The sequence below is a fragment of the Acidobacteriota bacterium genome (assembly GCA_016713675.1).
GTDB lineage: Bacteria > Acidobacteriota > Blastocatellia > Pyrinomonadales > Pyrinomonadaceae > OLB17.
Map to the genome: position 1 here is coordinate 170,226 of JADJOS010000001.1, position 26,278 is coordinate 196,503.

Annotated in this window: 24 protein-coding genes and 1 tRNA gene; 9 read left to right on the top strand and 16 right to left on the bottom strand. The window is 51.1% G+C overall.

The window, feature by feature from the left end:
- Window positions 1–49: 49 nt before the first annotated feature.
- The 13 genes from IPK01_00800 to IPK01_00860 form a co-directional block, all read right to left on the bottom strand.
- A complete protein-coding gene (locus IPK01_00800) occupies window positions 50–1,276 on the bottom strand; it encodes an MFS transporter (protein ID MBK7932036.1) in 1,227 nt (408 codons plus the stop codon).
- A 77-nt stretch (window positions 1,277–1,353) separates the two neighbouring features.
- Window positions 1,354–2,970, bottom strand: a complete 1,617-nt coding sequence (locus IPK01_00805; protein ID MBK7932037.1) for a DUF4407 domain-containing protein — start codon at window positions 2,968–2,970, stop codon at window positions 1,354–1,356.
- Between the two features lie 40 nt (window positions 2,971–3,010).
- On the bottom strand, window positions 3,011–3,310 hold the full coding sequence (locus tag IPK01_00810; protein ID MBK7932038.1) for a DUF4407 domain-containing protein: 300 nt from the start codon (window positions 3,308–3,310) through the stop codon (window positions 3,011–3,013).
- Between the two features lie 1,085 nt (window positions 3,311–4,395).
- Window positions 4,396–4,770 carry a hypothetical protein gene (locus tag IPK01_00815; protein MBK7932039.1) on the bottom strand — a complete coding sequence of 125 codons (375 nt, stop codon included), beginning with the start codon at window positions 4,768–4,770 and terminating at the stop codon, window positions 4,396–4,398.
- Window positions 4,771–4,813: 43 nt separating this feature from the next.
- On the bottom strand, window positions 4,814–5,386 hold the full coding sequence (locus IPK01_00820; GenBank protein ID MBK7932040.1) for a hypothetical protein: 573 nt from the start codon (window positions 5,384–5,386) through the stop codon (window positions 4,814–4,816).
- Window positions 5,383–7,236: a hypothetical protein gene (locus IPK01_00825; GenBank protein ID MBK7932041.1), complete on the bottom strand. Its 1,854-nt coding sequence runs from the start codon at window positions 7,234–7,236 to the stop codon at window positions 5,383–5,385. The genes IPK01_00820 and IPK01_00825 overlap by 4 nt, the downstream gene beginning before the upstream one ends.
- 23 nt (window positions 7,237–7,259) lie before the next feature.
- On the bottom strand, window positions 7,260–7,835 hold the full coding sequence (locus IPK01_00830) for a hypothetical protein (GenBank protein ID MBK7932042.1): 576 nt from the start codon (window positions 7,833–7,835) through the stop codon (window positions 7,260–7,262).
- A gap of 551 nt (window positions 7,836–8,386) precedes the next feature.
- Window positions 8,387–10,078: a penicillin-binding protein gene (locus IPK01_00835; GenBank protein ID MBK7932043.1), complete on the bottom strand. Its 1,692-nt coding sequence runs from the start codon at window positions 10,076–10,078 to the stop codon at window positions 8,387–8,389.
- On the bottom strand, window positions 10,063–10,392 hold the full coding sequence (locus IPK01_00840; protein MBK7932044.1) for a transglycosylase domain-containing protein: 330 nt from the start codon (window positions 10,390–10,392) through the stop codon (window positions 10,063–10,065). The genes IPK01_00835 and IPK01_00840 overlap by 16 nt, the downstream gene beginning before the upstream one ends.
- 411 nt (window positions 10,393–10,803) lie before the next feature.
- Window positions 10,804–11,091 carry a hypothetical protein gene (locus IPK01_00845; GenBank protein ID MBK7932045.1) on the bottom strand — a complete coding sequence of 96 codons (288 nt, stop codon included), beginning with the start codon at window positions 11,089–11,091 and terminating at the stop codon, window positions 10,804–10,806.
- A gap of 542 nt (window positions 11,092–11,633) precedes the next feature.
- Complete coding sequence (locus IPK01_00850; GenBank protein ID MBK7932046.1) at window positions 11,634–11,942, bottom strand: hypothetical protein; 309 nt, start codon at window positions 11,940–11,942, stop codon at window positions 11,634–11,636.
- 976 nt (window positions 11,943–12,918) lie between these two features.
- A tRNA-Val gene (locus IPK01_00855) sits at window positions 12,919–12,993 on the bottom strand.
- 11 nt (window positions 12,994–13,004) lie between these two features.
- A complete protein-coding gene (locus IPK01_00860; protein ID MBK7932047.1) occupies window positions 13,005–13,487 on the bottom strand; it encodes a prepilin-type N-terminal cleavage/methylation domain-containing protein in 483 nt (160 codons plus the stop codon).
- A gap of 170 nt (window positions 13,488–13,657) precedes the next feature.
- Here IPK01_00860 and IPK01_00865 point away from each other — a divergent pair, with 170 nt between their 5' ends.
- From IPK01_00865 to IPK01_00885, 5 genes are all read left to right on the top strand, one after another.
- Complete coding sequence (locus IPK01_00865; protein ID MBK7932048.1) at window positions 13,658–14,650, top strand: MoxR family ATPase; 993 nt, start codon at window positions 13,658–13,660, stop codon at window positions 14,648–14,650.
- 86 nt (window positions 14,651–14,736) lie between these two features.
- Window positions 14,737–16,161 carry a DUF58 domain-containing protein gene (locus IPK01_00870; protein ID MBK7932049.1) on the top strand — a complete coding sequence of 475 codons (1,425 nt, stop codon included), beginning with the start codon at window positions 14,737–14,739 and terminating at the stop codon, window positions 16,159–16,161.
- Window positions 16,162–16,261: 100 nt separating this feature from the next.
- Entirely contained in the window at window positions 16,262–16,804 is a 543-nt protein-coding gene (locus tag IPK01_00875) for a sigma-70 family RNA polymerase sigma factor (protein ID MBK7932050.1), read from the top strand.
- Window positions 16,801–17,661, top strand: a complete 861-nt coding sequence (locus tag IPK01_00880; protein MBK7932051.1) for a zf-HC2 domain-containing protein — start codon at window positions 16,801–16,803, stop codon at window positions 17,659–17,661. Before IPK01_00875 ends, IPK01_00880 begins: the two co-directional genes overlap by 4 nt.
- Before the next feature lie 30 nt (window positions 17,662–17,691).
- A complete protein-coding gene (locus IPK01_00885) occupies window positions 17,692–18,729 on the top strand; it encodes a DUF4097 family beta strand repeat protein (protein MBK7932052.1) in 1,038 nt (345 codons plus the stop codon).
- Between the two features lies 1 nt (window position 18,730).
- Here IPK01_00885 and IPK01_00890 read toward each other — a convergent pair whose 3' ends face one another.
- Entirely contained in the window at window positions 18,731–19,027 is a 297-nt protein-coding gene (locus tag IPK01_00890; GenBank protein MBK7932053.1) for a hypothetical protein, read from the bottom strand.
- Window positions 19,028–19,281: 254 nt separating this feature from the next.
- On the opposite strand from IPK01_00890, the gene IPK01_00895 reads away from it, so the two are divergent.
- From IPK01_00895 to IPK01_00910, 4 genes are all read left to right on the top strand, one after another.
- Window positions 19,282–21,516 carry an SMC family ATPase gene (locus IPK01_00895; protein ID MBK7932054.1) on the top strand — a complete coding sequence of 745 codons (2,235 nt, stop codon included), beginning with the start codon at window positions 19,282–19,284 and terminating at the stop codon, window positions 21,514–21,516.
- 319 nt (window positions 21,517–21,835) lie between these two features.
- The gene (locus IPK01_00900; protein ID MBK7932055.1) at window positions 21,836–22,294 is read left to right on the top strand and encodes a ribonuclease HI; all 459 of its coding nucleotides are present in this window, start codon (window positions 21,836–21,838) and stop codon (window positions 22,292–22,294) included.
- A 32-nt stretch (window positions 22,295–22,326) separates the two neighbouring features.
- Window positions 22,327–23,856 carry a hypothetical protein gene (locus IPK01_00905; protein ID MBK7932056.1) on the top strand — a complete coding sequence of 510 codons (1,530 nt, stop codon included), beginning with the start codon at window positions 22,327–22,329 and terminating at the stop codon, window positions 23,854–23,856.
- On the top strand, window positions 23,781–24,338 hold the full coding sequence (locus tag IPK01_00910) for a hypothetical protein (protein ID MBK7932057.1): 558 nt from the start codon (window positions 23,781–23,783) through the stop codon (window positions 24,336–24,338). Before IPK01_00905 ends, IPK01_00910 begins: the two co-directional genes overlap by 76 nt.
- On the opposite strand, the gene IPK01_00915 is transcribed toward IPK01_00910, so the two are convergent.
- Both IPK01_00915 and era read right to left on the bottom strand, forming a co-directional pair.
- A complete protein-coding gene (locus IPK01_00915; GenBank protein MBK7932058.1) occupies window positions 24,335–25,294 on the bottom strand; it encodes a 50S ribosomal protein L11 methyltransferase in 960 nt (319 codons plus the stop codon). The genes IPK01_00910 and IPK01_00915 overlap by 4 nt on opposite strands.
- A 24-nt stretch (window positions 25,295–25,318) precedes the next feature.
- Window positions 25,319–26,224: a GTPase Era gene (era, locus tag IPK01_00920; GenBank protein ID MBK7932059.1), complete on the bottom strand. Its 906-nt coding sequence runs from the start codon at window positions 26,222–26,224 to the stop codon at window positions 25,319–25,321.
- Window positions 26,225–26,278: the final 54 nt, after the last annotated feature.

A 26,278-nucleotide genomic window follows, 5' to 3' on the forward strand; every position in this document is an offset into this window, starting at 1 on the left:
GAATCCACGAAGTTCAAATCGGCCCCCAAGTCTCCCCTTTAGAGAGTGGTTACCTAAAAGTCCCAAGGCAACTGCGACAATCCCAATATAGAAGACTGAGGTTGACGTTCCAAATATGGGCTGCAAAAAAAGTTAGCAATATCGAAATCGGGATGAATAGTGACCTAATGATATTGGGAACAGAGGTTGTGTAAGTCGAACGAATATTCGTACCAACCTGTTCGGTCGTGAAGGTAATTAGCAGAGCCCAATACCCCGATGCGAACCCCATTAGCGGGGAATATATGTAGAAGTACTCGCCGGGGTCGTTGGTGGGAAGAAATACAACCCTGCAATCGGGACGAGGCAAAGGATGATGTAAAAATATATGACCTTTTTTCCTGCTCTGAAGCATTTGACTAGCGAAGTTTGCAATGAAGTCACTAAGAGAAAGGGCTAAATAGAAAATAATTATTGGGATTGTCCCGGCGATGGTCAGTCCAAACTCCTTACCATAATCCGCAGCGAACTTGATCGGGATGCTAACGAAGAAATAAATCGGTGCTCCAAGGAGAATAGAGCTAATGAAGATCTTCAAAAGTCTCCAATTGCGGAAAATCAGGAGAAAGCTTCCTCTTTCAGCCCGCTGGTTTTCTTCATTAAGGTAATGTGAGGTTTCGCTGACGCCGTAGCGGAATCCTAAAAGCAAAAGCCCCGCAACCCCGCCGATAATAAAGAGGTATTGCCAAGACACCTTAAAAAATTCGAACAGTACTGCTGCGAGAACACAACCCAACACCCCAAATGACACCACCAGCATGGTGCCAATACCTCGCGTTTTCGCTTTCATCGTTTCAGCGATCATGACAATCCCAATGCTGAGTTCCGCCGCCAGAGCGAATCCCCCGACAAAACGCAGAATACTGTATACTGCTCCTACGTACGGAATTTCTGGAGTCAGTATTGCATTCAGGAGAATGGCCACAGTATAAATGAAGATAGACGCATAAAGCATTCGTTTACGTCCCAGCCTGTCACCAAGCACGCCGAAGAGTATGCCACCGAGAAGAATGCCAGCAGACTGAGCATTTTCGAACAAAAAAGCGTACGATTTGTGTTCGGGAGTTCCAGCCGTCGCCAACCCTAACTCTACAATCGCACTCCCTCTCGCCACGCTAGCGACGATCAAATCATACGCATCGACGAAATAGCCTAAAGCTGCTACCGTAATCAAGAGCCAAACTTTCGAACCGGTATTTGCAGAATCACTTTGGTTAGCTCCGGGATTTGCCATCATTTTTTCCTTTTACATCCTATTGTGAAAAACCTTTGTAATTGTATCGGATGTGGTTAGAAATCCCAATCCGACTGCGTCTACAACCCTCGTTGGGCATAGTCAAATCTGCCACGAAACTTTGGTAGCCCGCCTCGTACCATAAGATCCCAGTACTGGAACTGTTCCCCATGATCGTGATCGTCTACAATCTCTTTGAAACATATCCAATTGTGCACTAGTTCGTGTTTAATGAAACGGTGAAGGTGGGGACTTGCAAAGTCTGATTTACAAGTCTCGATGAAAAACTCCTCGAAAATGGTTATCAGGTCAGAACCGCTAGCGAAGCCATTTGCCCCCGAATGATCTGGATGATCTGCTTTTGACCTCATGCGGATCGTCGGTTCTGGCAACCCTGGAAACAAGTAAATATAAGCGGCCACCAATTGCTGCAATTTCTCAGCAATGAGCCTGCTCGTGACTTTAGGCGAAGAACCGTTTGATTGTGAATCAGTGTGTTGGGTTTCAGGCTCAGCAACCTTCGATTTTGACGTTTGGGCTCGCTGTTGGTGTTCGTGGGCATTTCCCGACTCGCTTTCTTGTTCATCTGTACCCGCTTTGGCCGTGTCGAGCTCTGTCAGCCTCAGCAGCACGCGGCGGTCTCTATTTAGTTGGTCGAGTAACGGGACTATAAACCTTTCAATCAGTTCGCCATCCGAATTCCGAGCTTCCCGAATTTCGACATTAACCCTCTTTTGCTCCTTAACATCTTCGAGGAAGATCTCTATCTCTGACATAAGATCGTCGAGCGTGACGGTGAATGTTTCCTTTTCCGTAAGAAACACCTCAAACTGGTCGGCGGTGAATTCCGGTGCCTCGATTTTTATTCTGGTGCGGTCCGCAGTCCCATTTGAGTGCTCATTAGAAGCGAACATTTCATTGTTTAGTTCTCTGACATAGCTATTCGCAATCGCATCGGCTAGTGTCTTTTCTTGTCCACGAAGTTTTTCTTGGTTACCGCTTTTAACCGACGTAATCACCGCCTCAAAGCGTTCGTCTTTGGTCTTCAGACGATCGTCGTGTCGACGCAACAGTCGATCGTATTCACACTCTTTCGCCGAAAATTTTAAGTACAACCAGAGCGTATCGATGATCAGCAATACTAGGGCAATTAACAAAAAGCCGATTGCAGAAAACGGATTGGCGAAGACCAGTTCCAGCATTATCCTATGCCGGGTTTCCGGTCCGTTAGCAGCTGCCTCAATAGTTTCTCTCGCATTAGCCGCAGTGTCTATTTTGCTCTTCACATCGTTGAGCCTGATTGTTAACTCGTCGATTGAGTTTTGCAACTGGGCTCCCTGTTCGGCCAGTCTCCTCCGCGCGTTTTCGAGCAGTTCAGCCTTTAGCTTAGCTTGTGGCCCTTTACCTTCGATCCCAGTTGTTCGACCTTCGACCTTGACGCCTCCCATCTCGGCATCCAACTCCCGTTCCGCTTTTTGGACCTCGTCTTTAAGCGTTACAAGATCATCTTCCGATTTCTTTATCTTACCGGCCAGTTCACTTCGTTCGGCTTCATACACGGAGCCTGACCGGGTATCATTCACGGCGATCTTAGTTTTCTCCGCAATTGCACGGTCTATCTCCCCTTTCATCGCAAAGGTGAACATCGCCTCGCCAACGGTAGCCCAAATCAGCACTGCAAGAATAACTCGAGGCACAAGCCTTCCAAATTCTTCCTGCCGCCCTTGCCGCCCTTTCTTAATCCCTTGCCTTTTTTTTCCAGAAGACCAGCATCGCCCTATCTACGGCTAAGACAATGGCGCCCCATCCAGCTGCCCCAAGTATCGCATAGTGGCCGAGCAGACCCAGAGAGACCAGATAGAACGCCCCGGAAATAAACGCAATAAATGCGGTCACACACACCATCGTGCCGATTACCGTAAACTTGCCCCAGTCTTCGGGACAGCGGACCAACATATTGGTGTTTGCTCCGGCACACCACCATAAGAATCGCTGAATCACTGTGGTCAGGTTCTTTGCTTTATCGTTATCTGTCACTCTAGCTGTCGTTTCGATCATGATACCCTCCGTTGCGTATTCGTTTCTATTTCTTCTTCGATTCGAGGAATTCTAATTAGTCGCGTCCGGTCGACCGTGGCCCCCATATTAGTGACGGCCTCTGACTAGATGGTGCGTTACAACGCTTTTCCAGCCCTTTCCCGGTGAGCTGGCACTTATCTTCCTGCCGGGGCAGCTTCCTCGTCGGTTACGTGTTGACCGACATTTTCAAGGTTACGCCAGCCCTTTCCCGGTGAGCTGGCACTTATCTTCCTGCCGGGGCAGCTTCCTCGTCGGTTACGTGTTGACCGACATTTTCAAGGTTACGCCAGCCCTTTCCCGGTGAGCTGGCACTTATCTTCCTGCCGGGGCAGCTTCCTCGTCGGTTACGTGTTGACCGACATTTTCAAGGTTACGCCAGCCCTTTCCCGGTGAGCTGGCACTTATCTTCCTGCCGGGGCAGCTTCCTCGTCGGTTACGTGTTGACCGACATTTTCAAGGTTACGCCAGCCCTTTCCCGGTGAGCTGGCACTTATTTTCCTGCCGTGGCAGATTATCGCCATAATCCTCTTTTGTTGTTCTCCTTATGCTTCGCACCTTCCAATCGGTCGGTGCCGGGTCGCGTCGTTAGGCTCCGGACCTTTCTATAGTAGGCCCACCGTTTTCGTCGGGTCTGGCAGTTTTTACAGCGTCGGCGGGATCTTTTGCCCTCCTTCAATGTAAAATGGCGAGTTCGGATATTTGCCCCCCAAGATACTTTTGGGAGAGACATACGAAGGGCATTTGGAATTTACCGGTATGATGGAGTGTAATGAAAGAGGCTCTTGTATTCGTAAGAGCCGGACTAGCCGCTGGCCGGTGCTGGAAAGGATATATTATTAGGGGTGAGGAAGGGTATCTGTTATCATGGCCAAAAAGCAATGCAATTGACCATGATGAAGCACAATGGTGTTGCGATCAGCTTCAGCTTGTTCTGATAGTGCAGTGCAAGGTCATACACGATTGGTGCGCACTGGCTTAAAGCAAACCAGTTCCGCGAGCGACATTTATTTCGTTATTCCAGCGGTGTAACACCACCAACCTAATTATATTGGCTTAGAAGTTCTCGAATCCACGACGATAGCCCAAAAGGTTATCTTTCCTTCGCCTTCACCTTCACCTTCAGTTTTCCTGAACTTTAGAAGGTTGCAGGTGCGATTCATAGCCTCGCCGGCGATCAAGTCCGGAAACAACATTGGTGCCAGCGTCCTTCGCAGTTTGGAGACAAAACTCGCACCCTGGTCATCGGGAACGTTCGCCGCCGCCGCAGAAAATACAACCTCAGTCGATATTTCACAGTTTGGATGCTGCAACAGACATCCTAATTTCCTAAACCGAGCATTTTGGGGCGTCGAAACGATGGTTTCCCTGTCATCTATCTTTAAAATCAATCGACCTGTGGCATAATCAGTGCCATTCAAGATCTCAATCCGCGGTAGTTCTGCAAGTTCAGGTCCCAGCTTTCTATGTAGGTCGCTCAACGTCTGCCAATGAAGGCGACCGATCAAGCATCCTCCTTTCCCAAAGGGCCCGTGCGGATTCCACCAGCACATCCACAGTCCCGAATCGCCCGGACTCGATTATGTAGTCCAAACCGATGCCAAAGTCGACGGCCTGAGATATGAATCTCTGGTCGGTAGTCCTATTGGTCAGCAGCAAATATTCCGAATCATTAACGAGCAAATCTTGTTTAATTTTCTCGAATATTCTGGATTCCCCCGTTCGTTCAACGGCCGTTCCTGAGCACTCGACAATCAGAACGATATCGGGCTTGCTTTCAGTTAGCTTAATGCTGCCAAGATCTACAACCTTGAAGCCGCTTGCCGTCAGCTCTCCGACTAACTCATTCGGAGCCTGTGACTTCGGGTCAACCAAAAGAATTGTTCCCTCGCCTTCAAATTTTTTTTGACGAGCTGCATGTTTTCTATAATTCACCATCCGCAACTCAGCATTTTCAATACTCCATCGAGCAGCAGGTTCTGATAGCCTATAGTCGAAACTAATTGGTACGCCGCAATCAATTTCTTTTTCTTTCACAGGAAGTTCCGATCTATTCGAATTTGGTTGTCTGTCGCAGTTTCCAAAATTCGGCTCTTTATTCTAGAGACGATGGGTCCTGCAATTTCCCGATCATCTATTTTTTTTGGATTACGAACATCTTTCCCCCTTGGGGTACAAGACTCAAAGATCTTTTCCAAGCCGTCTTGCAGGCGTCCGGCCACCTCAAAAGGGATTTTGTTTAATCTGAATTCGACGCCATTTTCAAGCCCCGATTCTTCGTCAGCTATATATACCATTTCTAATACGACCTTCGGCGGTTGCACTAGAATCTCGTTGAGCACCCGAACTAGGTCGCGCTCTAAAAGGTCTTGCCTCGTCAGCTTTGTCAAAAACCAATTTTCCGGTACCCCTAAGGACCTCATTTCTTTTCTTTCAGAAATTGTTCCACCCGCCGTCAAACATACGACTGGAACGCCTATCCTCGTAAACTCCTCGACAAGTACACCATTTGCCAATTCGCAACCGCGGAGCAACGAATACGAACCGACAATCACCGAGTCCGGCAATTGAGGCACTTCAGAGAAAATGGTACGGTCCTTTAGTTCGTCGAATAACGTTTGGCAGCGAGCCGCAAGTGGGCCCCTCCCCGACTCAGGGACGAATTTGATGCTGATCTTAACGCGACCATCTAGAATTTTCTGAACTTGTCCTACGGTCGCCTCAATAAATTGTTGCCATTCGTCATTTTCCTCAAAAACGTAAACGGTAACGGTGGTCCGTTCAGTGGCCGCTGACCTCAAGTTTTGGATCAACAAAGCTGGACTTTCTATGTCCCGGATTAGTGTACTTAGCTCATTCCGGAGATCAACGAGAAGACCGTTGGCCTCTTTCTTAGTTGTGAAGCCTAACGGCACGGTGCTATCGGAGAATCTATTAACAAGGGTGCCTATGTTGTTTTTACTGTTCGACTTTAGCTTACCAACGATCTCATGGCATATTCGAACGACATCGTTAAGCGTCTCAACCGCACCGTTAAATTGCCGGACACCACTATGAAGAAAATGATAAATTTGTGCATCGTGGGGCAAGCTGAGTTCTGACATAACGGTCTCGATTTGATCTCGTATCGCTGCCGCCACACCTACCGTGAGATCTGCACCTTGCTCAGGCAACGTCAGCGTGTGTAACCTCTCGAAAGCCTGGTCTTCAAAGCGATTTAGTGCAATATCTTTAATTGACTGAGCTAGGCCTTTCCATTGGCGTGTCAAGCCGTCGATAAGCATAATGCACAATTCGGCAGCGTCTCGAGCGATCAATTCATCAGGTCGCTTTTGCCAGTCTTCCATTGCTGGAAGCACGGCGTGCCTTTCTCGGGCCGCAGCCCAAATTGTCGAGTGGATCGAGTTGATATTTTGCGAATTCCGACCCGTACACCGATAAACACCTTCTGGTAGCAAGTCGGAATGTGGGTCGGTAATACTCGTACACACGACAACGGGTTTTCTAATTCCATTTTCCAGTCGGGTTCTTGCTATCGCTTTCTTCATAACCTCGAGTCCTTCAAACTCGCCTTCGTCGCCGGTGTTGTACCGTTTGAAGTGTAAATCACAAAGTACGATGTCGAACTCTCCGTTTTCGATCGCCGAGATCGCTGCGGAGGCAACTCTTTTAGTGGTGACTTCATATTTGAATTCACGCTGTAGCATTTGAACAATACCATCCTGCGGTTTGTCGTCTGCGTACAAGATGCGGGTGAACCCCATAGGCGGTGATTTGATTTGGGTAAAAACTGCTTGCAGCGGTCGTGGAATAAGTTGGTCCCTTAAAGCAGACAGATGTTGCAGGCGGTCCTTCGGCAATAACATGCCGTCTGTTACTTTAGCCAACTCGAGCTCAGTCAAGAATTTCTTTAGGTTCTCTTCCGATCAATGGCCCAGTTGGAGACAGAATGAGTAAGCTTGTTTATGAGAGAGTGAAAATCAGAATCGATTTGGCACTGACCAACGTCTATAAAATAGTGAAACAGCGAATGTATTAAATTCGACCATTCTCCCTCGAGACCCGAATCCCAACGGATAATACTTTCAAGTCCGTCATCGTCAAGAGCTTCATCAGCCACCTGGCTTAAAGTCTCCACAAAACTATCGAGTAGGGTCGGAATCTGTACGAAGCGATTGCCGGTACGCGACCTTACGATGCTGTACCTTTTCGAAAGTTCCTCGACACTGACTTCTGAACAAACGATGACGGGGTTCTTATATCTTCTTTCGCGGCGAAGCCTCTGAAACAACTCGAGACCTTTTCGCGACTGATCGCGACCGGTCTTAACTCCGGCGTCAATTACAATCACGTCTTTTTCACTTATCTTAAGCGCTTCAAGACGGTCGGCCGCAGTCTTAACAACAACGAGCCCTTTTATATTTGACAGTTCTTCAGCCAAATTCCCAAAAAACGCAGATTTGCTTTCTATAAATATTATCTTCATATTGTACGCCCCGGGGTAGAATTCATTATCTCTTCGTTATTCTAAATCCACAATCTATTTTCGGTCGGATGATTCCGAAGAAGACCCGTCCGCGAAGGTGCTGACTGTCATCTTCGTTCTTCGAAGTATTGCCACACGGCGTGTCGGACTCAGCGTCCGATCTACAACGGATCTCCGCAAGTGCTCTCTTGCCGGGCCACGCTCGTAGTTCGAGATCCAGTCTTTGACTAACTGGACGCCATTCCAAGACTTGGTGTGTTTGGCCAACCAAGACATAAATTTACTCCACCGATTGTACTCACTGGAGAGCATTCCTATGACCGGTTTTAGCCCGCGAATACGTGGCCATATTGAGAAGACGATCAAAGCTGCCGCGATAATGGTTGCGGTCGAGGGAAGCGATATTACAGGCGAGATTCCACTGTAGAAGTCTGCGACCCCCGAACTCACCAGAATGACCGCGGGAATTGTCGCCACACCAAAAGCGACTAGGCAAAATCCAGCCCCGACATTGAGCAGGAAGGAAACAATTTTCTTTTCGAGTTCCATTTTCATTTCGTAACCTCGATTTTCACCGTCGGCTCACACATCTGTGGTTCACGACCAACCAGGAAAAACTCAGCAATGCCACCCGTTACCATTTGGCAGCCTCGTTCACGGTCAATCTGCCGTGTAACAACATTCGATGGTCTAGCAAATTCACCACCCAGCCAATCAGGTCTGGCATGCTTAATGTATTTTAAGAACTCAGCTGCGATCGGTCCGGCGGTGCTAGCTCCGGAAAACCCGTCGGACATTCGCAGTTCGGGCTTGTTCATCGGCATAGATACCCTAACGGCCACAACCACGCTCGGCGAGAAAACAACAATCGTGAGATCTGCTGTTTGCCCCGTTCCTGTCTTTGCTCCGAGCCGGTATGCCACTGACTGAAGGCCCGCCTGTTTCCTGAAATTCGGAGCCGTGCCTCCGGCTTCGATGACCGATCCCAACATATCGGCTACAATCCATGCGGCACCTGGATCGACAACCGTACGAGGTCTCACATGGCCAAGGTCGATTTTCACTCCGTCTTTGTATACCGCCCGAAATGGCGTTGGAGAGGCAAATTTGCCCTGAGCGAATATCGTATAGCCAGCCGCGAGATCAAGTAATGTCGTTTCGCCGGATTCACCGATAGCGGATGATAGCTCAATACGCGGATCCGAGCCAGTGAGTGCTCCAACAAAGTCGACGGGGATGCCCGCTGAAGCTGCAAGCCCACATGCAGCAAAGTTGTAGGATTTAGCTAGAGCTTCACGAAGTCCGGCACGTCTTCCAAGGTGGTTTTGGGCGCATCGACCGAGAAGTTGGTCCTTCGAAGGGTCGAAGATCGAGGCCGGCGTTACCGGCTCTCCCTGCCATGAACCGCTTTCTACGGCCTTGCAGGCAAAAAATGGCTTTAGGCAGCTGCCAGGATCGCGACGAGCGTCTGTCGCGTAGTTAAACGCGGTGCCGATGCCGCCGACCATTGCCAAAATCTCCCCGTTTTTGGGATCGATGGCGACAAGAGCCGCTTGAGGCCTGACTTTTTCGATACCGCCGTCGGATTCGATTACGGAGCAACTGACATGCTGTTTTCGACAAGCTGTGTCCACACGGGTCTGAAGGGACTTCATTGACCTTTCTACGATTTCGAACGCCTTCTTCTGCACCGGGGCATCGATTGTTGTTATCGTTACCGATTCACCTGGACGTCCTGATGCGGTTTCGAGTTCATTTGGGACATTTTTCGCCGCATACCTTATGAAATTTCGCGACACCGCTTCGATCGGCTTTTCGGCATCATTTTCACTCGCGAACACAAACCTCAAGGGCTTGGCTTTTGCCGAATTGATGCTCGCCTTTGTATACAAATTGGGGCGGTCTTCGTGCATCCTGTCGAGAACCCAATCGCGTCGTTCCGTCAGATCTCGGCAAATTCCAAGCCGGATCGCGGCGTCCTCGCATCTGTATCCATTTCGAACGAATTTCAGAAAGGCCCCGGGTCGCCGAATGAGCGCAGCGAGTGTCGCTGCCTCTTCTAGTTGAACCTCCATAACCGAATGCCCTAGATATTCGCGAGCGGCGGCCTCGATTCCAATTATATCGATGCCGCCCGAAGGCCCCAGGGGAACGGAATTCGCATAGAACGTGAATACCGCTTCCTTTCCAAACTCGGATTCCAAGGCAAAGGCAAGCTGGCAGTCTATCAACTTACGCCGCATTTTGGGACCAACAAAGTGAAAAGATCATCCCAGAACTCATGCCCTGCCCCGCGAAATGATCTAAGTTTGAGAGCCTGCTGACCTAAGACCGATCCACCGTCTTCTCCGCCGGAAAGTACAACTCGACGGGCAATATTGAGAGGGGCGCAACCAAAATGAGCGGGAACCTCACTCGTACCGAAAAATCGCCGATCCTCAGCTCCGGTTATGGCATGACGAACAACGTCGGGAATGCCCTCTGAAGTCAGCGGAATCTGTCTGATCGGCAGACTGTCCTTATTTGCCGACGGATCAATGTAACGAGCAAAATTCAAGATTTCTGGGGGCTGAAGTTGTGCCGAATTGACGTTGTCAGACCCCGAGATAATTTGTCGAATACGACGTCTTTCAACGTTGATAGTGAGGTCAGGGAAGATTATCGGCAATCCCGAACGAACCTGAATACTTTTACCATCACTGAAATAGGTTTGGGGCCGCCATCCCGAGATGCTGAGTAGCCGACATCCTTAAGGTAACTTTCAATCTCGCCTAACTCGATATGGTCGTTTATCGCGACGGTTAAAGGTCGTTCCAAGAACCGGTCTTCCCGACGATTTCGCGGTACGGAAATGTCAGCGCGTTGCACATATTGCTTGGCCAAAATATAGGTCCAACAGGTAAATGCTGTTGCTGCAAGAGTAAATACAGCTAGGGCTACAGTAGTAACTCTAAGAACGATTTGCCATTTAAGTTGTTTCAACATTGTGATTTTCCTCCGCATTCCGGCGGTATCGCCCCGACGCTTTTTTTTTCAAAACCAATAGATTGTCCTCATCGCGGGTGACCCGCGTTGCGATTGCTCGCAACAACCTCACCAAAAGCGACAAGCCTGCAAAACTGATCACGCTTTCATAACCGTAAGCAATCGCCAGAACCATAAACGCGATATGGGCAGCTACCGCAATCATCGGGGCCGCGGCAGACTCGCAGATGTCTACAAACTTTGCGGACAGATATGTGGCTATAAATCGCATCGTGACAAGTTCTCCCACTCGGAACAATTGTACGCAGACACCTTTTTATCCCGCTGGCACTTTTGGCGAGCCATTTACGTACGCCCTGAGTTCGGGGCGGCAGGGCCAATCCCAAATGGAGTCGACCCGTGCCATGCTCGCCAAACAATTCACCTCACCTTGGACTGTCGCGAAGAAGAAAATATGGAGAAGAATAAAAACGGGAATCGAACTTCGATACCAGTAACTTGTTGTTTTAATTGACTCCGCAGGTAAGACTCGAACTTACAGCCCTTCGGTTAACAGCCGAAATAAGACGTGGTGCGAAAATCAGGGGAATCGGAAACGGCTATTGGCGACAAGAACTATTATCCCTGATACCCAATTTGAGATTCTCGGATCCCGGGGATCGCAATGTAGCGAGAAATGTAGCAACCCTCCGCCTATATGGCGTGTCACTGAGTGAAACTGGAATATCCGTAGCTAGTAATATGGCCTCATGCCTGTCGGTGGCATTCGGTGCATTTTGCCTGAAAAGAATTTGTAATCATCAGGTCGAGGAATCAGTGGGGCAGTAATTCTTCCAGGTAGCCGTTTCTTGTCGGGTCAAGACGGTCGGCGTGCTGGTGGGCCCAGCGCAGCCACTTTGTGAAAGGGGCCTCCAAATCTGACAATGTTTGGTCCGAAATCTCAGCTTCACATAGACTTAGGAACGATCTTATATCGGCGGCACGTCGCCAGGACGAGACTTGATTTACGAGTTCCTCGCGACGACGATTCTCTTCGATCTCATGCTGGATTCTTTCGGCCTCCAGACGCCGCTGTTCGATCTGTTTGAGTCGTTCATTTTCTCGTCTGTCATTTTCGAGCATTACCAGTTCGGTGGAACTTACTATCTCAATTAGGATGTCGGCAACGCGATCTTCAAGTTTTCGTTTTGGGCTGTCCTTAAAATGACGTTGGCCGAGCGGCCATCGGCTTACTGTTAGCTCGAACTCCCCGGACGGTTCAAATCGGTATTTGTCGTATCGCCACGCATTAAGATTTTGCTTTTCGGTAAGAATTTGTTCGAACCTATTAAACCGCTCATAAAGCCCAAGACTCAACGCAATCTCCCCTTTTCGAACAACCGTTTCGCCTCTGTCCGAAATAGTCACACCGTAACCAAGCCTTTAAAGATGTTTGAAAAGCGTGTCTATGATCAAAAGAGATCGCATCAATGACCGCTTCGACACTCGAAGATTTAGACAAACTTCAGCGGGCCTAAGAGCACCATACGAATCGATATCGCATTTAGTCATTGCACCCTTAGTGATCTTTACCAATGAATGAGGCTTTTTGAGTGAGTCAGGCACAACAATAATGTTCTCCGGGCGCTTAAGGTGACCAATTAATTCCGTCGTGCTCGAACTAAGTTCTGTGACGGGATTTGGGGATGTCCTTCGAGAAAGATAAATGCCGCTTCTTTGACCATCCCTCTTCATGGGTAACGGCGTCGCCTTAACTTTTTTCCCCGCTGCCTACCGAGCCCAGTAGCCACGTTCGGGTCTGGGAACACCAAGCTTGCTGCAGGTTTTCGCAAGCGCAACATCGCTAATCCCAAATTCTTTAGCGAGGTGTTGCATTGGCGTACTCCACACCATTGCGTATAGTTCTTCCCGCGAAAAATAGTGATCCGCACTTCTCATATTCACAATCCTCCGTTTTTTCTTGGAGATAGAATAATAATTGAAACGACTGGATTCGACCCAATCCAGTTCGGGACTCTAAATCAAAATTATTTAGTGGGAATTTGGGTGGGAATCAAAAAAGAGGCATGCTGGAATGCCTCTAACTTGTTGAAAACATTGGTGCCGTCTACAAGATTTGAACTTGTGACCTATCGCGTGTGAAGCGAGTGCTCTACCACTGAGCTAAGACGGCTTTGGATATGGCTACAACGCCTGATCGTCGGCCTTTGCGGGGCGATTTTCGTCGGTGCGTTTGATCGTACCGATCGACGAGTCAGTGTAATAATGAATGCTGCCGGTAGCTGTAACGCCCTCGGAAACCTGCGGGTCGGCGTTAATAGAATAAAAAGCAGGTTTACTGGCGGACGGTTCTTCGACAGTCATCGAAAAGACATAGCCGTTGACGACCGGACGTTCACCTTTGAACGATTCGTCGAGGCCGACAGCCTTGATCAATTCGTCAAAATTCGGTGCAAATTTACCGCGGTTCTTTGCCCCGTATTGAGCCTGAAAGATGCGGAGTTTGTCCATCGTCTGAGCGGCAGCCGTTTCGTTGCCGGATTTCATCATTGCCGACCAGCCGTAGCCGCCGACGGCGATCAACAGTCCGATGATCGCGATAACGATCATCAATTCGATCAGGTTAAATCCGCGTTGGTCACGCGAGGCTCGTCGTAAGTTCTTCATATAGCTACAATATACCGTCCGCGTATCAACACGAAATGGGCATAGTTTAGTTTCAAAAGTTTAGTCGGTTTTGGCGCGAAATTCAATTTGGAGCAACGCAACTTTTTTGTGCAGTGATAGTGTCTAATCAGTTAGAATATTGATTGGGCCTGCTCGGCAGGGTTTTGTCTATGAGAGATTGGGTCACAACGAACGGCGGCGATGCCGGGATTGTCGCGAGCGTCAATACTACAGCCAAGATCGCGGAACTGCAGTCTGCGATGGAACGCGTCATCAAAGGCAAGTCCGAGACGGTCAAGTTTGCGATGATCGCCTTGCTCGCGAAGGGGCATTTGCTCATTGAGGACGTTCCGGGCATCGGCAAGACCACTCTCGCAAACGCATTGGCTCGTGCTCTTGAATTAAGTTTTCAGCGTATTCAGTTCACGTCGGACTTGTTGCCGTCGGACGTGATCGGCCTATCGGTGTTCAATCAGCAGACCAGTGATTTCGAATGGAAGGCCGGGCCGATCTTTTCGAATATTGTGCTCGCCGACGAAATAAACCGTTCGACGCCGAAGACGCAATCGGCATTGCTCGAGGCGATGGCCGAGGAACAGGTCACGGTCGAGGGCGTCTCGCGGCGTTTGCCGCTGCCGTTCATCGTGATCGCGACTCAGAATCCGTCCGAACACCACGGCACATACCCGCTGCCCGAATCGCAGCTTGACCGGTTTATGCTTCGGCTGCACATCGGGTATCCGAGTCTCGACGACGAACGCGAATTGCTTCGCGACCGCGAAACGGTCAATCCCCTCGAATTCGTGCGGCCGGTAATGACGCGCGATGATGTAATCGAACTGCAAACAAAGGTCTCTGAAATCAGATTTGACGATGCTCTGCTCGATTATCTGCTCCAGATAGTCGATCTTACACGTCGCTCCGATCTACTTGAACTCGGCATTAGCCCTCGGGGCACGCTGGCATTGTTTCGATCGGCTCAGGCACTGGCACTCATTGAAGGCCGCAATTACTGCATCGCAGACGACATCAAACGCCTTGTCGTGCCGTGTTTTGCCCACCGCATCATCATAAACTCCCGAGCCGGAGCCCTCCGCCAAGGCACCCGCGAAGCCGAACAGATCTTGCAGGACATACTCTTGAAAGTCACAGTACCAATTTGAGCAACCGCGAAAACCACGAAAATTAGCTAAAAGCAGGGTCTTATATTTTCGTATTTTTCGCCTTTTTCGCGGTTAGATCCTTTTGAATGAACCTCAAAAACCTCACTCAATTGTTTAGTCTCCGCGATTTGCGCAATGCGGCGTTGGGCGTGGGTGTGGTTTTTGGAGGGCTGGCACTTACAGCATTGACACTGTACGCCCATCGGACGGGCGACGTCCAACTTGCGGGGATCGCGGCGGGAATATCTCTCATTTTTGTTCTGCTGATACTCGTGTTTGTGGTGCCGCCGCTGGCGAGAAACGCCGGACGCGAAGCGGCACAGATGAACCTGCCGTTCGAATTCACCACCGGCGGCGCCGTGATGATCGTGCTGATCGTCGTTGTTGGTTTTTCGGCATGGAATACCGGCAATAATCTCCTCTTTTTAGTGCTTTCGTTTTTGATCGCAGCTATGATCGTCGGCTTTTTCGCGGGACGGATCGTATTGCAAAAACTGGATGTGAAGATGCGTTTCCCTGAGTCGATATTTGCCGGGGAACCGACGCCCGTGACCGTCAGCCTCGGCAATCGCAAACGGCTGTTTCCGGCGATCTCGGTAGTCGCCGATGTTCGCGGCAAGGAACGCGAAAAGTCGATCGTAGCAGACGAATTGCACGCGATCTTGCCGGGATTCATCGCAAAACGATTGGGTCGGCCTCCGACCGTTCGCCGCACCCTCGGGCACTTTGCTTTCGTACCAAAACGCGGAACGGAGGAGAACAAGGTCGAGTACACATTCCCGAACCGCGGCCATTTTCTGATCAAGAATTTTGAACTTTCGACTCGTTTTCCCTTCGGATTCTTTCGTCATCGGCGGAGGCTGCCGGCACGTGAGACGGAGTTGATCATCTTTCCAAAGATAACGCCGTTCAGCGCCGCACACGCTGAGATCCCTCTCGATGCCGGACGCCTTACTTCCGCAAAACGCGGCGTCGGGCAGGATCTACTGGCTCTTCGCGATTACCAGACGAATGATGACCTTCGACGTGTCGATTGGAAAGCCACGGCACGCTCGCGGCAGCTAACGGTTCGCGAATTTGCCGCCGAGGACGAACGCCGCGTGACCGTAATTTTTGACCGTTTACTTGAACATTTCGGCGGCGAAAAACTGCCTCTCCGTGAAAAGCTGGCCGCTGAACAAAACGGACAGCCGGTCGTCATCTCCGAGCGATTCGAGTCCGGGGCTGCGGTCGCGGCATCGATCCTCGCTCATTTTTCCGATGAACGTGCGGAGTTTCGCCTCTTGATCGACGGCAACGGAAGCGAGTTTGGTTCTGGACGTGCTCACCTATACGATTGCCTCAAACGCCTCGCCCTCGTTGAACCCGCAAAGAACATCACAGAACCGGAATCGCAGTTTGAGCGTATATCCAGCCAACGGGGCGACAGCCATACATTTTATGTCACGGCAAACGACACGGAAACGCTTCCTGCCGATATCGTCCATTCATTGAAAATAATTAGGTTTTAGGGTTATTCTTGTCATAAATCGGCGTGCCGCGGTGTATCTAAAGTGAAGAGCATGTTCGATGCGACGAATGAGCGAGAGTAGCCAAATATTTGTGGACATAATGTCCGAACAAACAGCGACGTCGGCAGCAACTGCGAAGATCGAATTTGAAGAGGCGTTTACGCTTCATCACAGGACCGTCTTCCGCGCGGCACGGTCCGTTGTACAAGATCCCGGGCTCGCCGAAGATGTAACGCAAGAGACCTTCCTGCGGCTGCACAAACATCTCGACTCGATCACAGACGAAGAAATGCTCCGGCCTTGGCTTATCCGCGTGGCGATAAATGTTGCCCGCAACACTGTTCGCGGCAACATTAGAGCGAACACGCGGGACGAGAATTACGTCAAACAGACAGGTTCGATTGAAGCCGCGTCGGTCGAGGTAGACTACGAAGAGTACGCCGGAGTGAATGAGATCTATCGTGCTCTCAACAAGATCAAGGAGCCGCTGCGGAGTTGCCTGCTCCTCAAACAGCAAGGTCTCTCTTACAAAGAGATCGCCGGAAGCCTCGAGTTGAACGAATCGAGCATCGGAACGTACGTGGCTCGTGCAAGACAAGAATTTGCTCGTCTATACGGCAAAACGGCGAAGGATACGATATGAAGAAAGATTGTTTAGACATCGGTATTATTCAGGCCTTTTTGGATGGTGAACTTGCTCACGACCAATCGGCCCGGGTTTCCGGTCATATAGCGGCATGTGATGCGTGTGCATTAATGCTCGCCAACGCCGAGGATGAATCGGCCGTCGTATTCCCTGCTCTCGAACGCGAATTCAACACACTCGTCCCTACGCAGCGTCTGTGGAACAAGATCAACGCCGAGATCGAAACGGAACGCGAAAACGCACGGTTCTGGACAAAGGCCTGGGCATTTATTTCGGTAAGTTTAATGAACCCGTCGTTTGCGGCCGCGGCCGGTTTGTTGATCGTTTTTGGTTTGGTTTCCGTCGTTTGGATGTCGCGCACCTCGCCCGTGGGCGATAAAGTTGCGAGCGGCCCTTCGACGATCTCAAAGCCTGCATCGACGGGCGGATCGCCGCCTGCAGAAAGGGTCATTTCTAACGAACCTGCACCAGCCGCGATCCGGACATCGGCTCCTGTACGTGCGGATCGTTTGATCCCAATGGCTGCGGTAATTACCGAAAGGCGGCCTAATATCGGGAATTCAAGCACAGCCGCGGCAATACTCCCCGGTGAAGAAAGCTACGTGAGAACGATCGCAAGCCTCTCAAAGACGGTCGAAACACAGAAGGATACCGTACTTCGCCCCGGCGAACGTATCGCCTACGAACGCGATATGGCACTAGTTAACGACGCGATCACTAAAATGCGGGCCGAAGTGAGACGCGACCCGAAGAACGATTCGGCCAAGCAAGTGCTATATTCGTCCTATCAGAATAAGATCGACCTGCTCAATTCGGTGTCGCAAAAAGAGGAGTTGCTGGTCAGCTTGAAATAGGCCCTGAATTAGGGTGTTACACCGATCTTGATGAAAAATCGCATTGTACAATCCATCTTGCTCGCGTTAGCGGCAGCGGTATTTTATGCCTTGCCTGCGGCAGCACAGCGCACAGAGCCGCCCGAACCGCCGGCAAAACCGAGTGTAAAGAACACGCCTCGGATTCCATTGCCAAAGGCCGAAGTATGGTCGCATGATGGCTATACCTCGGAGCGGACGATCGCTGTTGAGGGGAATGTCAATATTTCGATGTGTATCACCGGCGGCGATCTGAAGATCAACGGTTGGAACCGCAGCGAGTTTCGGGTTTATGTAAAAGGCGGAACAAGATTTAACTTCAAGGTACAGCAAACAAGCCCCAAGACCGGTTTGCCGGTCTGGGTGATGTTAAACGGTGCCGGCGAGAAAGCAGGCGATCGCCCCACGCAAGGTGATTGCATACGCGGCGACGAGATCGAAATGGACGTGCCCACAGGGGCGAGTGTAAATATCAAAGGACAGGAAGCGACCACCACGATCGACTCGGTTCGAAAAGTGGGCATCCGAATGATCGGCGGTGACATGGACATTCGCAATGTCGCAAACGGCATCTCAGCATTCGCAGGCCAGGGCGACATCACCGTCGAAGGATCTACCGGCCCAATGATGCTCGAGAGCACAACCGGCAACATCGTTGTATTCGAGGCCGGGCCAAGCGAGGTCGGTGATATTTTTAAGACAAAAACGAACAGTGGAACTATTTCGATGCAGGGGCTCCAGTATCGTCAAGTCGAAGTCAATTCAATTTCGGGATCTGTGGCCTTCGCCGGCGAAATTTTGAATGGCGGAACCTACGGATTTAGTACGTCTAACGGCTCCATTCGATTGACCGTTCCTCAGACGTCGAAGTGCTTTCTTATTGCATCGTACGGTTTCGGTGCCTTCCGTTCCGACTTGCCGGTTGAGACGATCACCGAAAATATCACGCCCGGACCTGTCAAAAGTATCAAGGGAACCATAAATGGCGGCGGCGATGCGACACTGAAACTTACCACTAACAACGGCAGCATCTCGATCAAAAAACAATAGTTTAGAAAAACGCAGGCGGTTTGCCTGTTCGCTGCTCGAATTGCTCGGCCAGCGACTTTATATCTGCGTTCCCTTCGTCACGCGTGACCCGCTCGATCCGCCACATCGGTAGAAAATAATCGCTCATAGGCAAATGCGGCTCACCCGCAGCGATCGATCGGCACCAGTCTTCGAAATATCCAAGATCTATTCCGCGAAGCGAAACGCCCGCCGCGCTGATCTCATCCAATACCCCAAATAACTTTTCTCGCGGCGTGTGCAAAATCACAACAACGTATTCGCCAGCTTCTATCTTCATGTTCGTATTATCGCTGAATTCTCCTTTGGCGAGAAACTCGCAGCGACCTCCTCGTCCTTCTTTCCGGCCTCGACGTAGAAGATCCCAACAGAATACTATCGCTGAGTGCACAGAGAACTTCGTCGAAAATCGATACAAGAGAGCAATTTCGAAAGCCAAGACTTTTCAGTCTTTTTCTTTGCCCGAAAGTATCCTAATATTAAGTATCAAATTTGAAATTTGAGATCTGAAATTTCAGATTTAGACACGCGCCCATGCATATCTCCAGGATCGAGCTTGAGAACATTAAATCTCACGCCGCCGCCACTTTCGAATTCACACGCGGAACGACTGCAATAACCGGAGAGAACGGTGCCGGCAAGACCACGCTGATCGAAGCCGTGGCGTGGACGCTATTCGATCTGCTCGAATACAAAAAGGAAGATTTCATAAAACGCGGCGAGAAAAAAGGCGTGGCACGCGTGACATTTGAAAGCGGTTTGGACGAGCGCGAATACATCGTCTATCGCGACACCGGTGCCGGCTATCACGTCACCGATCCGCGGCTCAATACACGCATCGCCGACAAGAAAGAAGAGGTTTTCCGCTTTCTCTGGCAGCATCTCGGCCTCGAACCGGGCACCGATCTCAAATCGCTGTTCCGCCAAGCAATAGGTGTTCCGCAGGGCACATTCACAGCGATATTTCTCGAAGGTGCGACCGAACGCAAGGTCGCCTTTGACCGTTTGCTCAAGGTCGAAGAATACCGCCAGGCCGCTGAAAAGCTGCGTGAGACAACAAGGTTTCTCGATGTTTCGATCGCCGGCGTCCGCGAAAACCTGGCTCGAGCCGAGGGCGAATTGTCGCGAGCCGAACTCGTTGATGAGGAATTCAAAAGCTATCAGGGCCAGACCGAAAAGCTGGCCGGCGAAGTCGAAAACCTTGCAACTGAGATCGAGCACCGCCGCGTATATGTAGCCAATCTCAACGAGATCGAAAAGGTCGAAAATGCTCTTGAAAAACTAAGGGCCGACCAAAAGGACCTCCAGGAGAAATTGCAGTCGCTCGAAAACGCCCATCGAGAGATCGCCGAACTCAAGCCGAAAGCCGCCGAACAAGAAACTCTCGAAGCTGAGATCACACGGTTGCGCGAAGAGATCGCCGTTGCAAAAGCAGTCGAAAATCAAGTTATGGGGCTCGATGATCGAGTCGCCCGCCTTCGCGTCAGCTACAAATCCAATCTCGACCAGCTCAAAGAAGCCGAATCAAAGGCGGCCGGAGCGGTCGATATCATGACCTTTGAAAAACGAGATGGCGAACTGATCGAGCAGATCGCCGCCCTCAAGGCCGGACTGGAACGCGACCGGAAATTCCAAAGCGAGATCCAAAACGGCCTTTGCCCGATACTTTCGCAAAAATGCCTTAATCTGAAGCCCGGTCAGACGCTCGAAGATTTCGTATCGAGCCAATTCACCGACCTGACAGCCCAGATCGAAACTGCTGAGGCTTCGCGAGCAAAAGTTGCGGCTGATCTTAGATCCGCTCGCGAGTCCGAACGGTTTGCCGCTGCTCTTGTCGGTCTTCGCCGTCGCGAAGCCGAACTAAAAGCCGAGGGAACGCATCTTAACAACGAACGGGCGGATCTGGAAAAGCAGATCGCCGGGCTCGATGCGTTGGAAAAGGAACTGTCAGCTTTAGATGCGAAACTTCGTGCCCTGGGCGATCCGCGATCGCGAACGAGGATTCTTGATAACGAGATCGCACGCGAGAGCGAGCTTCGCGGAAATGTAACAAAGATCGAGAGCAATCTTGAGCGGCTCGTTAACGACCGTCGGATATTATTCGAACAGATCGACGGGCATGATTCCGAGAGCGACGCGGCAATTTATGACCGCCAACGTCACGCCGCCGAACGTGTCGCATTGCACGAATCAGAAAAACGGCATGCCGAAGTGCGGGCTACATTTGAAGCCACCAAACGGCGCGAAGAGCAGCTGGCGGCAGAGCTAAAACGTTTTGCCGAGATCCGCAAGTCGATGCAGGGCGAGTTTCAGGAGAAAGAACGGCTCGAGACGGTCGCCGAGACCACGGCGTTTATCCGCGACACGTTGAAAGAAGCGGCCCCGCGTGTTGCTCGCAATTATGTCTATCACGTTTCGCTTGAGGCGAATCTGATGTATCGCGAGATCACGGGTAATGCCGAACGCACGCTGAAATGGGGCGAGGATTACGCCATAATACTTGAAGAGGACGGTTACGAGCGTCCGTTCCAGAGCCTGTCAGGCGGCGAACAGATGGCCGCAGCACTGTCGGTGAGGCTGGCGTTGCTAAAACAGCTCACGGATATTCGCATCGCGTTTTTCGACGAGCCGACCACAAACATGGACGCCGAACGCCGCGAAAACCTGGCGATGCAGATCAGCCGCATTACGCACTTTGATCAGCTTTTTGTCATCTCGCATGATGATACGTTTGATAGCTATGTGGATAATGTTCTGACACTGGGATAGAAATGAGCCGTTTATACGATAGATCTTTTAAGGTCGGATTCATTGTTACGATATCAGTATTTGTTTTACTAAACATTCTCAGCTATCTGTATGCGAGAAATGAATATCTAGCGGCGGAAAGACGGATAGAATTTATTCCTTTGTCAGGACGTCTGCGTTTCCCAAGTTGGGGAGTTCCGTTTTCCTGGATCGAGGAGCCCACGTTGTTTGAGAACGGATTAGGCCTTGTCTTGAATGTCTTCGCCATTGCAGGATGCGCTTTCGTGATCGGGCTTATTTTTAGATTCATCGGCATTAAGAAGGCGGCTCGAACTAAAATATGAAACAAGTAACAATAGTCTGCGACGGCTCGAGCCTCGGCAATGGCAGGGGAAATCCGAGAGCGGCGGCGGCGGCGTTGCTTGGGTTTAAGGGCATTTGGAAGGGCGTCGCCGAGTTTCTCGGTGCTGCGACAAACCAGCAGGCCGAGATCGCGGCTGCGGCATTGGGGCTGGAGAGTTTGAACGAGGCTTGCTCGGTCACGCTTATGTCGGATTCGCGTTATGTCGTCGAGACGATGGGCGGCACGTGGAAACGAAAGACCAATCACGATTGGTGGAGCCGGCTCGATAATGCATCGAAACGGCATCGAATAACGTGGAAATGGGTCAAGGGCCACGATGGCCACGAGCTGCAGGAAGCCGTCGACACCATCGCCCGAAAGACCGCCGAACTCGGCCGCGTCGACCGCGACATGATCGACGACGTAGTCGTTAGTGTTGGAACACAAGAGATTTGACCGCAGAGACGCCGAGATTTTTAGAAAAAGTTTTGAACATCGCATTAAGCCCAAACCTTAGACTAAGGAATAGCCGCCTGATCGAGTTGGCCTCGCTGACTCTGCGTCTTTCCGTCTTTGCAGTGATTTTCTTACTGTCTTTCCATGCCGTCGCTGCTCAGCGGAACAGCCTCGGCTGGGTTTGGCAAAATCCTCTGCCGCAGGGCAATCCGCTGTACGCGATACATTTTGCTAAGGACAAGCTAAACGGTTATACGGTCGGTTCGGACAATACCATCCTCCGTACCACGAACGGAGGGTTTCGTTGGCAAAAGCAGTTTTCGGACACTGACGTCACCTTCTCTGACGTTTGGACGTTCAGCGAGGAGGACGCGATCATCGTCGGTGCCCGCGGCACGATCATCTCCACCGCGAACGGCGGCAAGACATGGAAACAGGCCGCATCAGACACTCGCGATCATCTGTACAGCATTTATTTCATCGGCGACGGCAAGACCGGCTGGTCGGTCGGAACGTATGGCCGGGTCATCAAGACCACTGACGGCGGCATTTCGTGGAAAACGCAGTCGACCGGCAGCGACAAAGATCTGCTCGGAATCTCTGCATTTGACGCCAGCCGTGCCGTGGCGGTTGGTCTCAACGGTATTGTCTTGACTACCTCGAACGGTGGCGATTCTTGGGGCTCGTCGTCGCCATGCGGCAGTGTGATCGTTTCATCGGCAGCGTATCTGTCACAAACGACGATCGTCGCGGCCGGATACGACGGCTGCGTTGCACGAAGCAGCGATTCCGGCATGACATGGTCCCGTTCAGAACTGTTCAGCCGGGCCGATATGCTCGCTGTCGCGTTTTCGGACGAGAGAAACGGCTCGATGACGGATTCCAATGGCATGGCGTGGATGACTGGCGACGGCGGTGTAACGTGGCTGCCCTTCAACGTTCGGACAAATCCGAAACTCGTCGCAGTATATTTCGGCGATAATTTTACAGGCTGGTCGGTCGGCGAAAATGGACTTATACTTCGAACCGATGACGGCGGTTACAGTTGGCAGCGTTTGAGCGAAGGCGGCCGCGAGGATGTCAATGACCTGACGTTTCTTGACGACGAGATCGGCATCGCTGTGGGTTCACGCGGGCGAATTTGGCTGACAAATGATGGCGGCCGCGAGTGGCTCGCGACCTATGGCGACACGAACGAAAATCTCAATGCTGTCACATTCTTTGACGGCAAAAGGGCTGGGCCGTCGGCGATAAAGGAACGATCGTCCGCACCAACACCGGCGGAGCTGCGTGGGGCAAGGGAATATCCAACATTACCGACGACCTTTCCGGGGTTTCGTTTGTCTCGGAGAAGGTCGGCTTCGCGGTCGGAGCCGGCGGAACCATCATCCGGACAAGGACGGGCGGGGCGTATTGGGAGCTGGTTGATTCGGGTACGCGACTCTGGCTCGAGGATATTGAGTTCTTTTCTGAAACAACTGGGGTCGTGGTTGGCGATAAGGGTACCGTCCTTCGAACGGCGGACGGCGGCGAAACCTGGACAAAGATCAAGACGGAAATAAAGGAGAACCTTTACGCCGTAAGTTTTTCCGACGATAACAACGGCTTCATTGTCGGAGCCGGCGGCCTGATACTCAGAACGGTCGACGGCGGCATGACCTGGGCCGATCAGGAATCGCCGCTGCGAAACAACCTCTTTGCCGTAACGGCGACTGGCCAAAACAGCGCGATCGCAACCGGCGATTTTGGAACGATCCTGATCACCGAAGATGGAGGAAAAACGTGGGCGATGCAGCCGGCCGGCACGAGCAAACTTCTGCAAGCGGTTGCCTCACGCGGCGGTTCAAAAGTGTGGGTGACTGGACGCGGCGGAACGATATTGAGGCGAACGGAACCATTCTCAAAACAGCTCATAAGTTGGCCCAAATCGCCGCCTGTGCTCATCAAAGCGGGAAACAAAATAAAACCGCAAATACGAAAGCCGCTCGTCACCATTGCCGATGACGGCGACATTCCAATTGCCGTTCCGCAAAAGAAGCCCTAGTTATTTAACTTCACGATAACCGAAAGCCACTCGCCGGAGATCTCAAATTTGAAGTTTGAAATTTGAAATTTCTTTAGCGCCTCAGTGACCTCGTCTCGCTGTTCGACCAAAATGCCGGAAAGAAGCAATGTGCTCTTCGCTTTGGCGATCAGCAAACCCAGGATCGGCACGATCACATCGATCGTCAGATTTGCGATGACAAGATCAAACTGCGGCGTGTGTTCGTTGATCGACCCAAAACTGAATTCGATCGCATCGCCGACGCCGTTTTGGATCGCGTTTTCCCTTGCGATCTCCACCGAATCTAAATCGGTGTCACACGCCAGGATATTCACCACAGAGGACAAAGAGGCTACGGAGGAAGGCAACGAAACCGTTTTCTCTTTCTCTCTGACCTCTGTGTTTTCTGCGGTTTGTTTCCTCAACTTGGCAACAGCGATAGCCAAGATCCCGGTTCCCGTCCCGACATCAAGCACGCTTTGTCCGGCTATGTAGTGATCACCGATCGCCCGCAGGCAGAGCTGTGTCGTGTCGTGGGTGCCGGTTCCAAAGGCCATATTCGGCTCGATGCTGATAATGATCTTGTCCGGATCATTTGGCTTTTCCCAGGGCGGCGTGATGATAAATTTGCCGATCGGCGTTGGCCGCCAGTGTCTTTTCCATTCGGCAAGCCAGTCGGTTTGCTCGACGGTCTTCGATTCGATTCTATCGATCGCCGATCGATCCAGATCATACACCGGCAGGATAAGGTCGAGTTGATCGCGGGCCTCATCGACATCCGGAGGCAAAGCAAAAAAGGGGCTGACGGTGACCATATCGCTAGGGCCTTTGCGAAGGTGGTTGATCTCGGTGCCGAGGGCGTCCATTTCTACAAGTGCGTGCTCGATCGCCTCAGCGGCCGCCGCCACGGCGTTGACCTCGAGCGAATACCAGATCTGTTTGCTTTCTAATGACATTTGTTGCGAGAAATTGGCAGCAAGCTATCGCTTTCGATCGAGCCCAATGTCGTCTAGAGTGCGTTCCTGATTTCGCCAATCTTCCACGACCTTGACGAAGAGTTTCAAGTAGACATGCTTACCTAGCAGTTTTTCTATATCTATGCGGGCCTTAGTCCCGATATCCTTGATGCGTGAGCCCATTTTGCCAATGACGATCTTTTTTTGTGACGCTCGCTCGACAAAGATCACACACGCTATCTTGACGGTTTTGGGATCAGATTCGTCAAATACCTCGGTCACGACCGCCGTCACGTACGGGATCTCTTCGCCAGTGCTCGCCAATATCTTCTCGCGGACCATTTCGGCTGCGATCGAACGCATCGACTGATCGGTCATCTCGTCTTCGGCAAATATCGGTTCGCCGACAGGAAGGTGCTTGATGATCAGGTCGAGTAAGATATCGATAGAGTCGCCTTTCAATGCCGAGAGCGGCAGCAATTCTGCAAAATCGTATTCCTCAGAATACAGCTCGATCAGCGGCAGGAGGCCGCCCTTTTCCCTGATCTTGTCGATCTTGTTAAAGGCAACGATCGCCGGCTTCTCTGACTGTTTGACAAGGTCGAGGACGAACCGGTCGCCATTGCCGGTCGAAACGCTTGCATCGCGCATTAACACGAGCAGATCCACCGACAATATAGCGTCGTGCACGCTGGTCATCATTCGCCGGTTCAACAAATGCCCGGGTTTGTGAACGCCCGGGGTATCGACAAAAACGATCTGTCCGTCATCGCGAGTGACGATCCCCTGAATTCGATGGCGTGTTGTCTGCGGCTTATTGGAAACGGCGGCGATCTTTTCGCCGACAAGTCGATTTAGAAGCGTAGATTTTCCCGCATTTGGGCGGCCGATGAGCGCGACATAGCCGCTTCGAAAGTTCTCTTTGGACATTGATTAGACGTTAACAGATTTGGCGCGGCAAACAAAAAATAAAAGGCCGCCGCA

What these genes read in the sequence shown, in the direction of transcription:
- IPK01_00800 (MBK7932036.1), bottom strand. Translation starts at nt 1,276, where the DNA reads ATGATGGCAAATCCCGGAGCTAACCAAAGTGATTCTGCAAATACCGGT.
- IPK01_00830 (MBK7932042.1), bottom strand. Translation starts at nt 7,835, where the DNA reads ATGAAGATAATATTTATAGAAAGCAAATCTGCGTTTTTTGGGAATTTG.
- IPK01_00835 (MBK7932043.1), bottom strand. Translation starts at nt 10,078, where the DNA reads ATGCGGCGTAAGTTGATAGACTGCCAGCTTGCCTTTGCCTTGGAATCC.
- IPK01_00845 (MBK7932045.1), bottom strand. Translation starts at nt 11,091, where the DNA reads ATGCGATTTATAGCCACATATCTGTCCGCAAAGTTTGTAGACATCTGC.
- IPK01_00850 (MBK7932046.1), bottom strand. Translation starts at nt 11,942, where the DNA reads ATGCTCGAAAATGACAGACGAGAAAATGAACGACTCAAACAGATCGAA.
- IPK01_00860 (MBK7932047.1), bottom strand. Translation starts at nt 13,487, where the DNA reads ATGAAGAACTTACGACGAGCCTCGCGTGACCAACGCGGATTTAACCTG.
- IPK01_00865 (MBK7932048.1), top strand. Translation starts at nt 13,658, where the DNA reads ATGAGAGATTGGGTCACAACGAACGGCGGCGATGCCGGGATTGTCGCG.
- IPK01_00870 (MBK7932049.1), top strand. Translation starts at nt 14,737, where the DNA reads ATGAACCTCAAAAACCTCACTCAATTGTTTAGTCTCCGCGATTTGCGC.
- IPK01_00875 (MBK7932050.1), top strand. Translation starts at nt 16,262, where the DNA reads ATGTCCGAACAAACAGCGACGTCGGCAGCAACTGCGAAGATCGAATTT.
- IPK01_00880 (MBK7932051.1), top strand. Translation starts at nt 16,801, where the DNA reads ATGAAGAAAGATTGTTTAGACATCGGTATTATTCAGGCCTTTTTGGAT.
- IPK01_00885 (MBK7932052.1), top strand. Translation starts at nt 17,692, where the DNA reads ATGAAAAATCGCATTGTACAATCCATCTTGCTCGCGTTAGCGGCAGCG.
- IPK01_00890 (MBK7932053.1), bottom strand. Translation starts at nt 19,027, where the DNA reads ATGAAGATAGAAGCTGGCGAATACGTTGTTGTGATTTTGCACACGCCG.
- IPK01_00895 (MBK7932054.1), top strand. Translation starts at nt 19,282, where the DNA reads ATGCATATCTCCAGGATCGAGCTTGAGAACATTAAATCTCACGCCGCC.
- IPK01_00900 (MBK7932055.1), top strand. Translation starts at nt 21,836, where the DNA reads ATGAAACAAGTAACAATAGTCTGCGACGGCTCGAGCCTCGGCAATGGC.
- IPK01_00915 (MBK7932058.1), bottom strand. Translation starts at nt 25,294, where the DNA reads ATGTCATTAGAAAGCAAACAGATCTGGTATTCGCTCGAGGTCAACGCC.
- era (MBK7932059.1), bottom strand. Translation starts at nt 26,224, where the DNA reads ATGTCCAAAGAGAACTTTCGAAGCGGCTATGTCGCGCTCATCGGCCGC.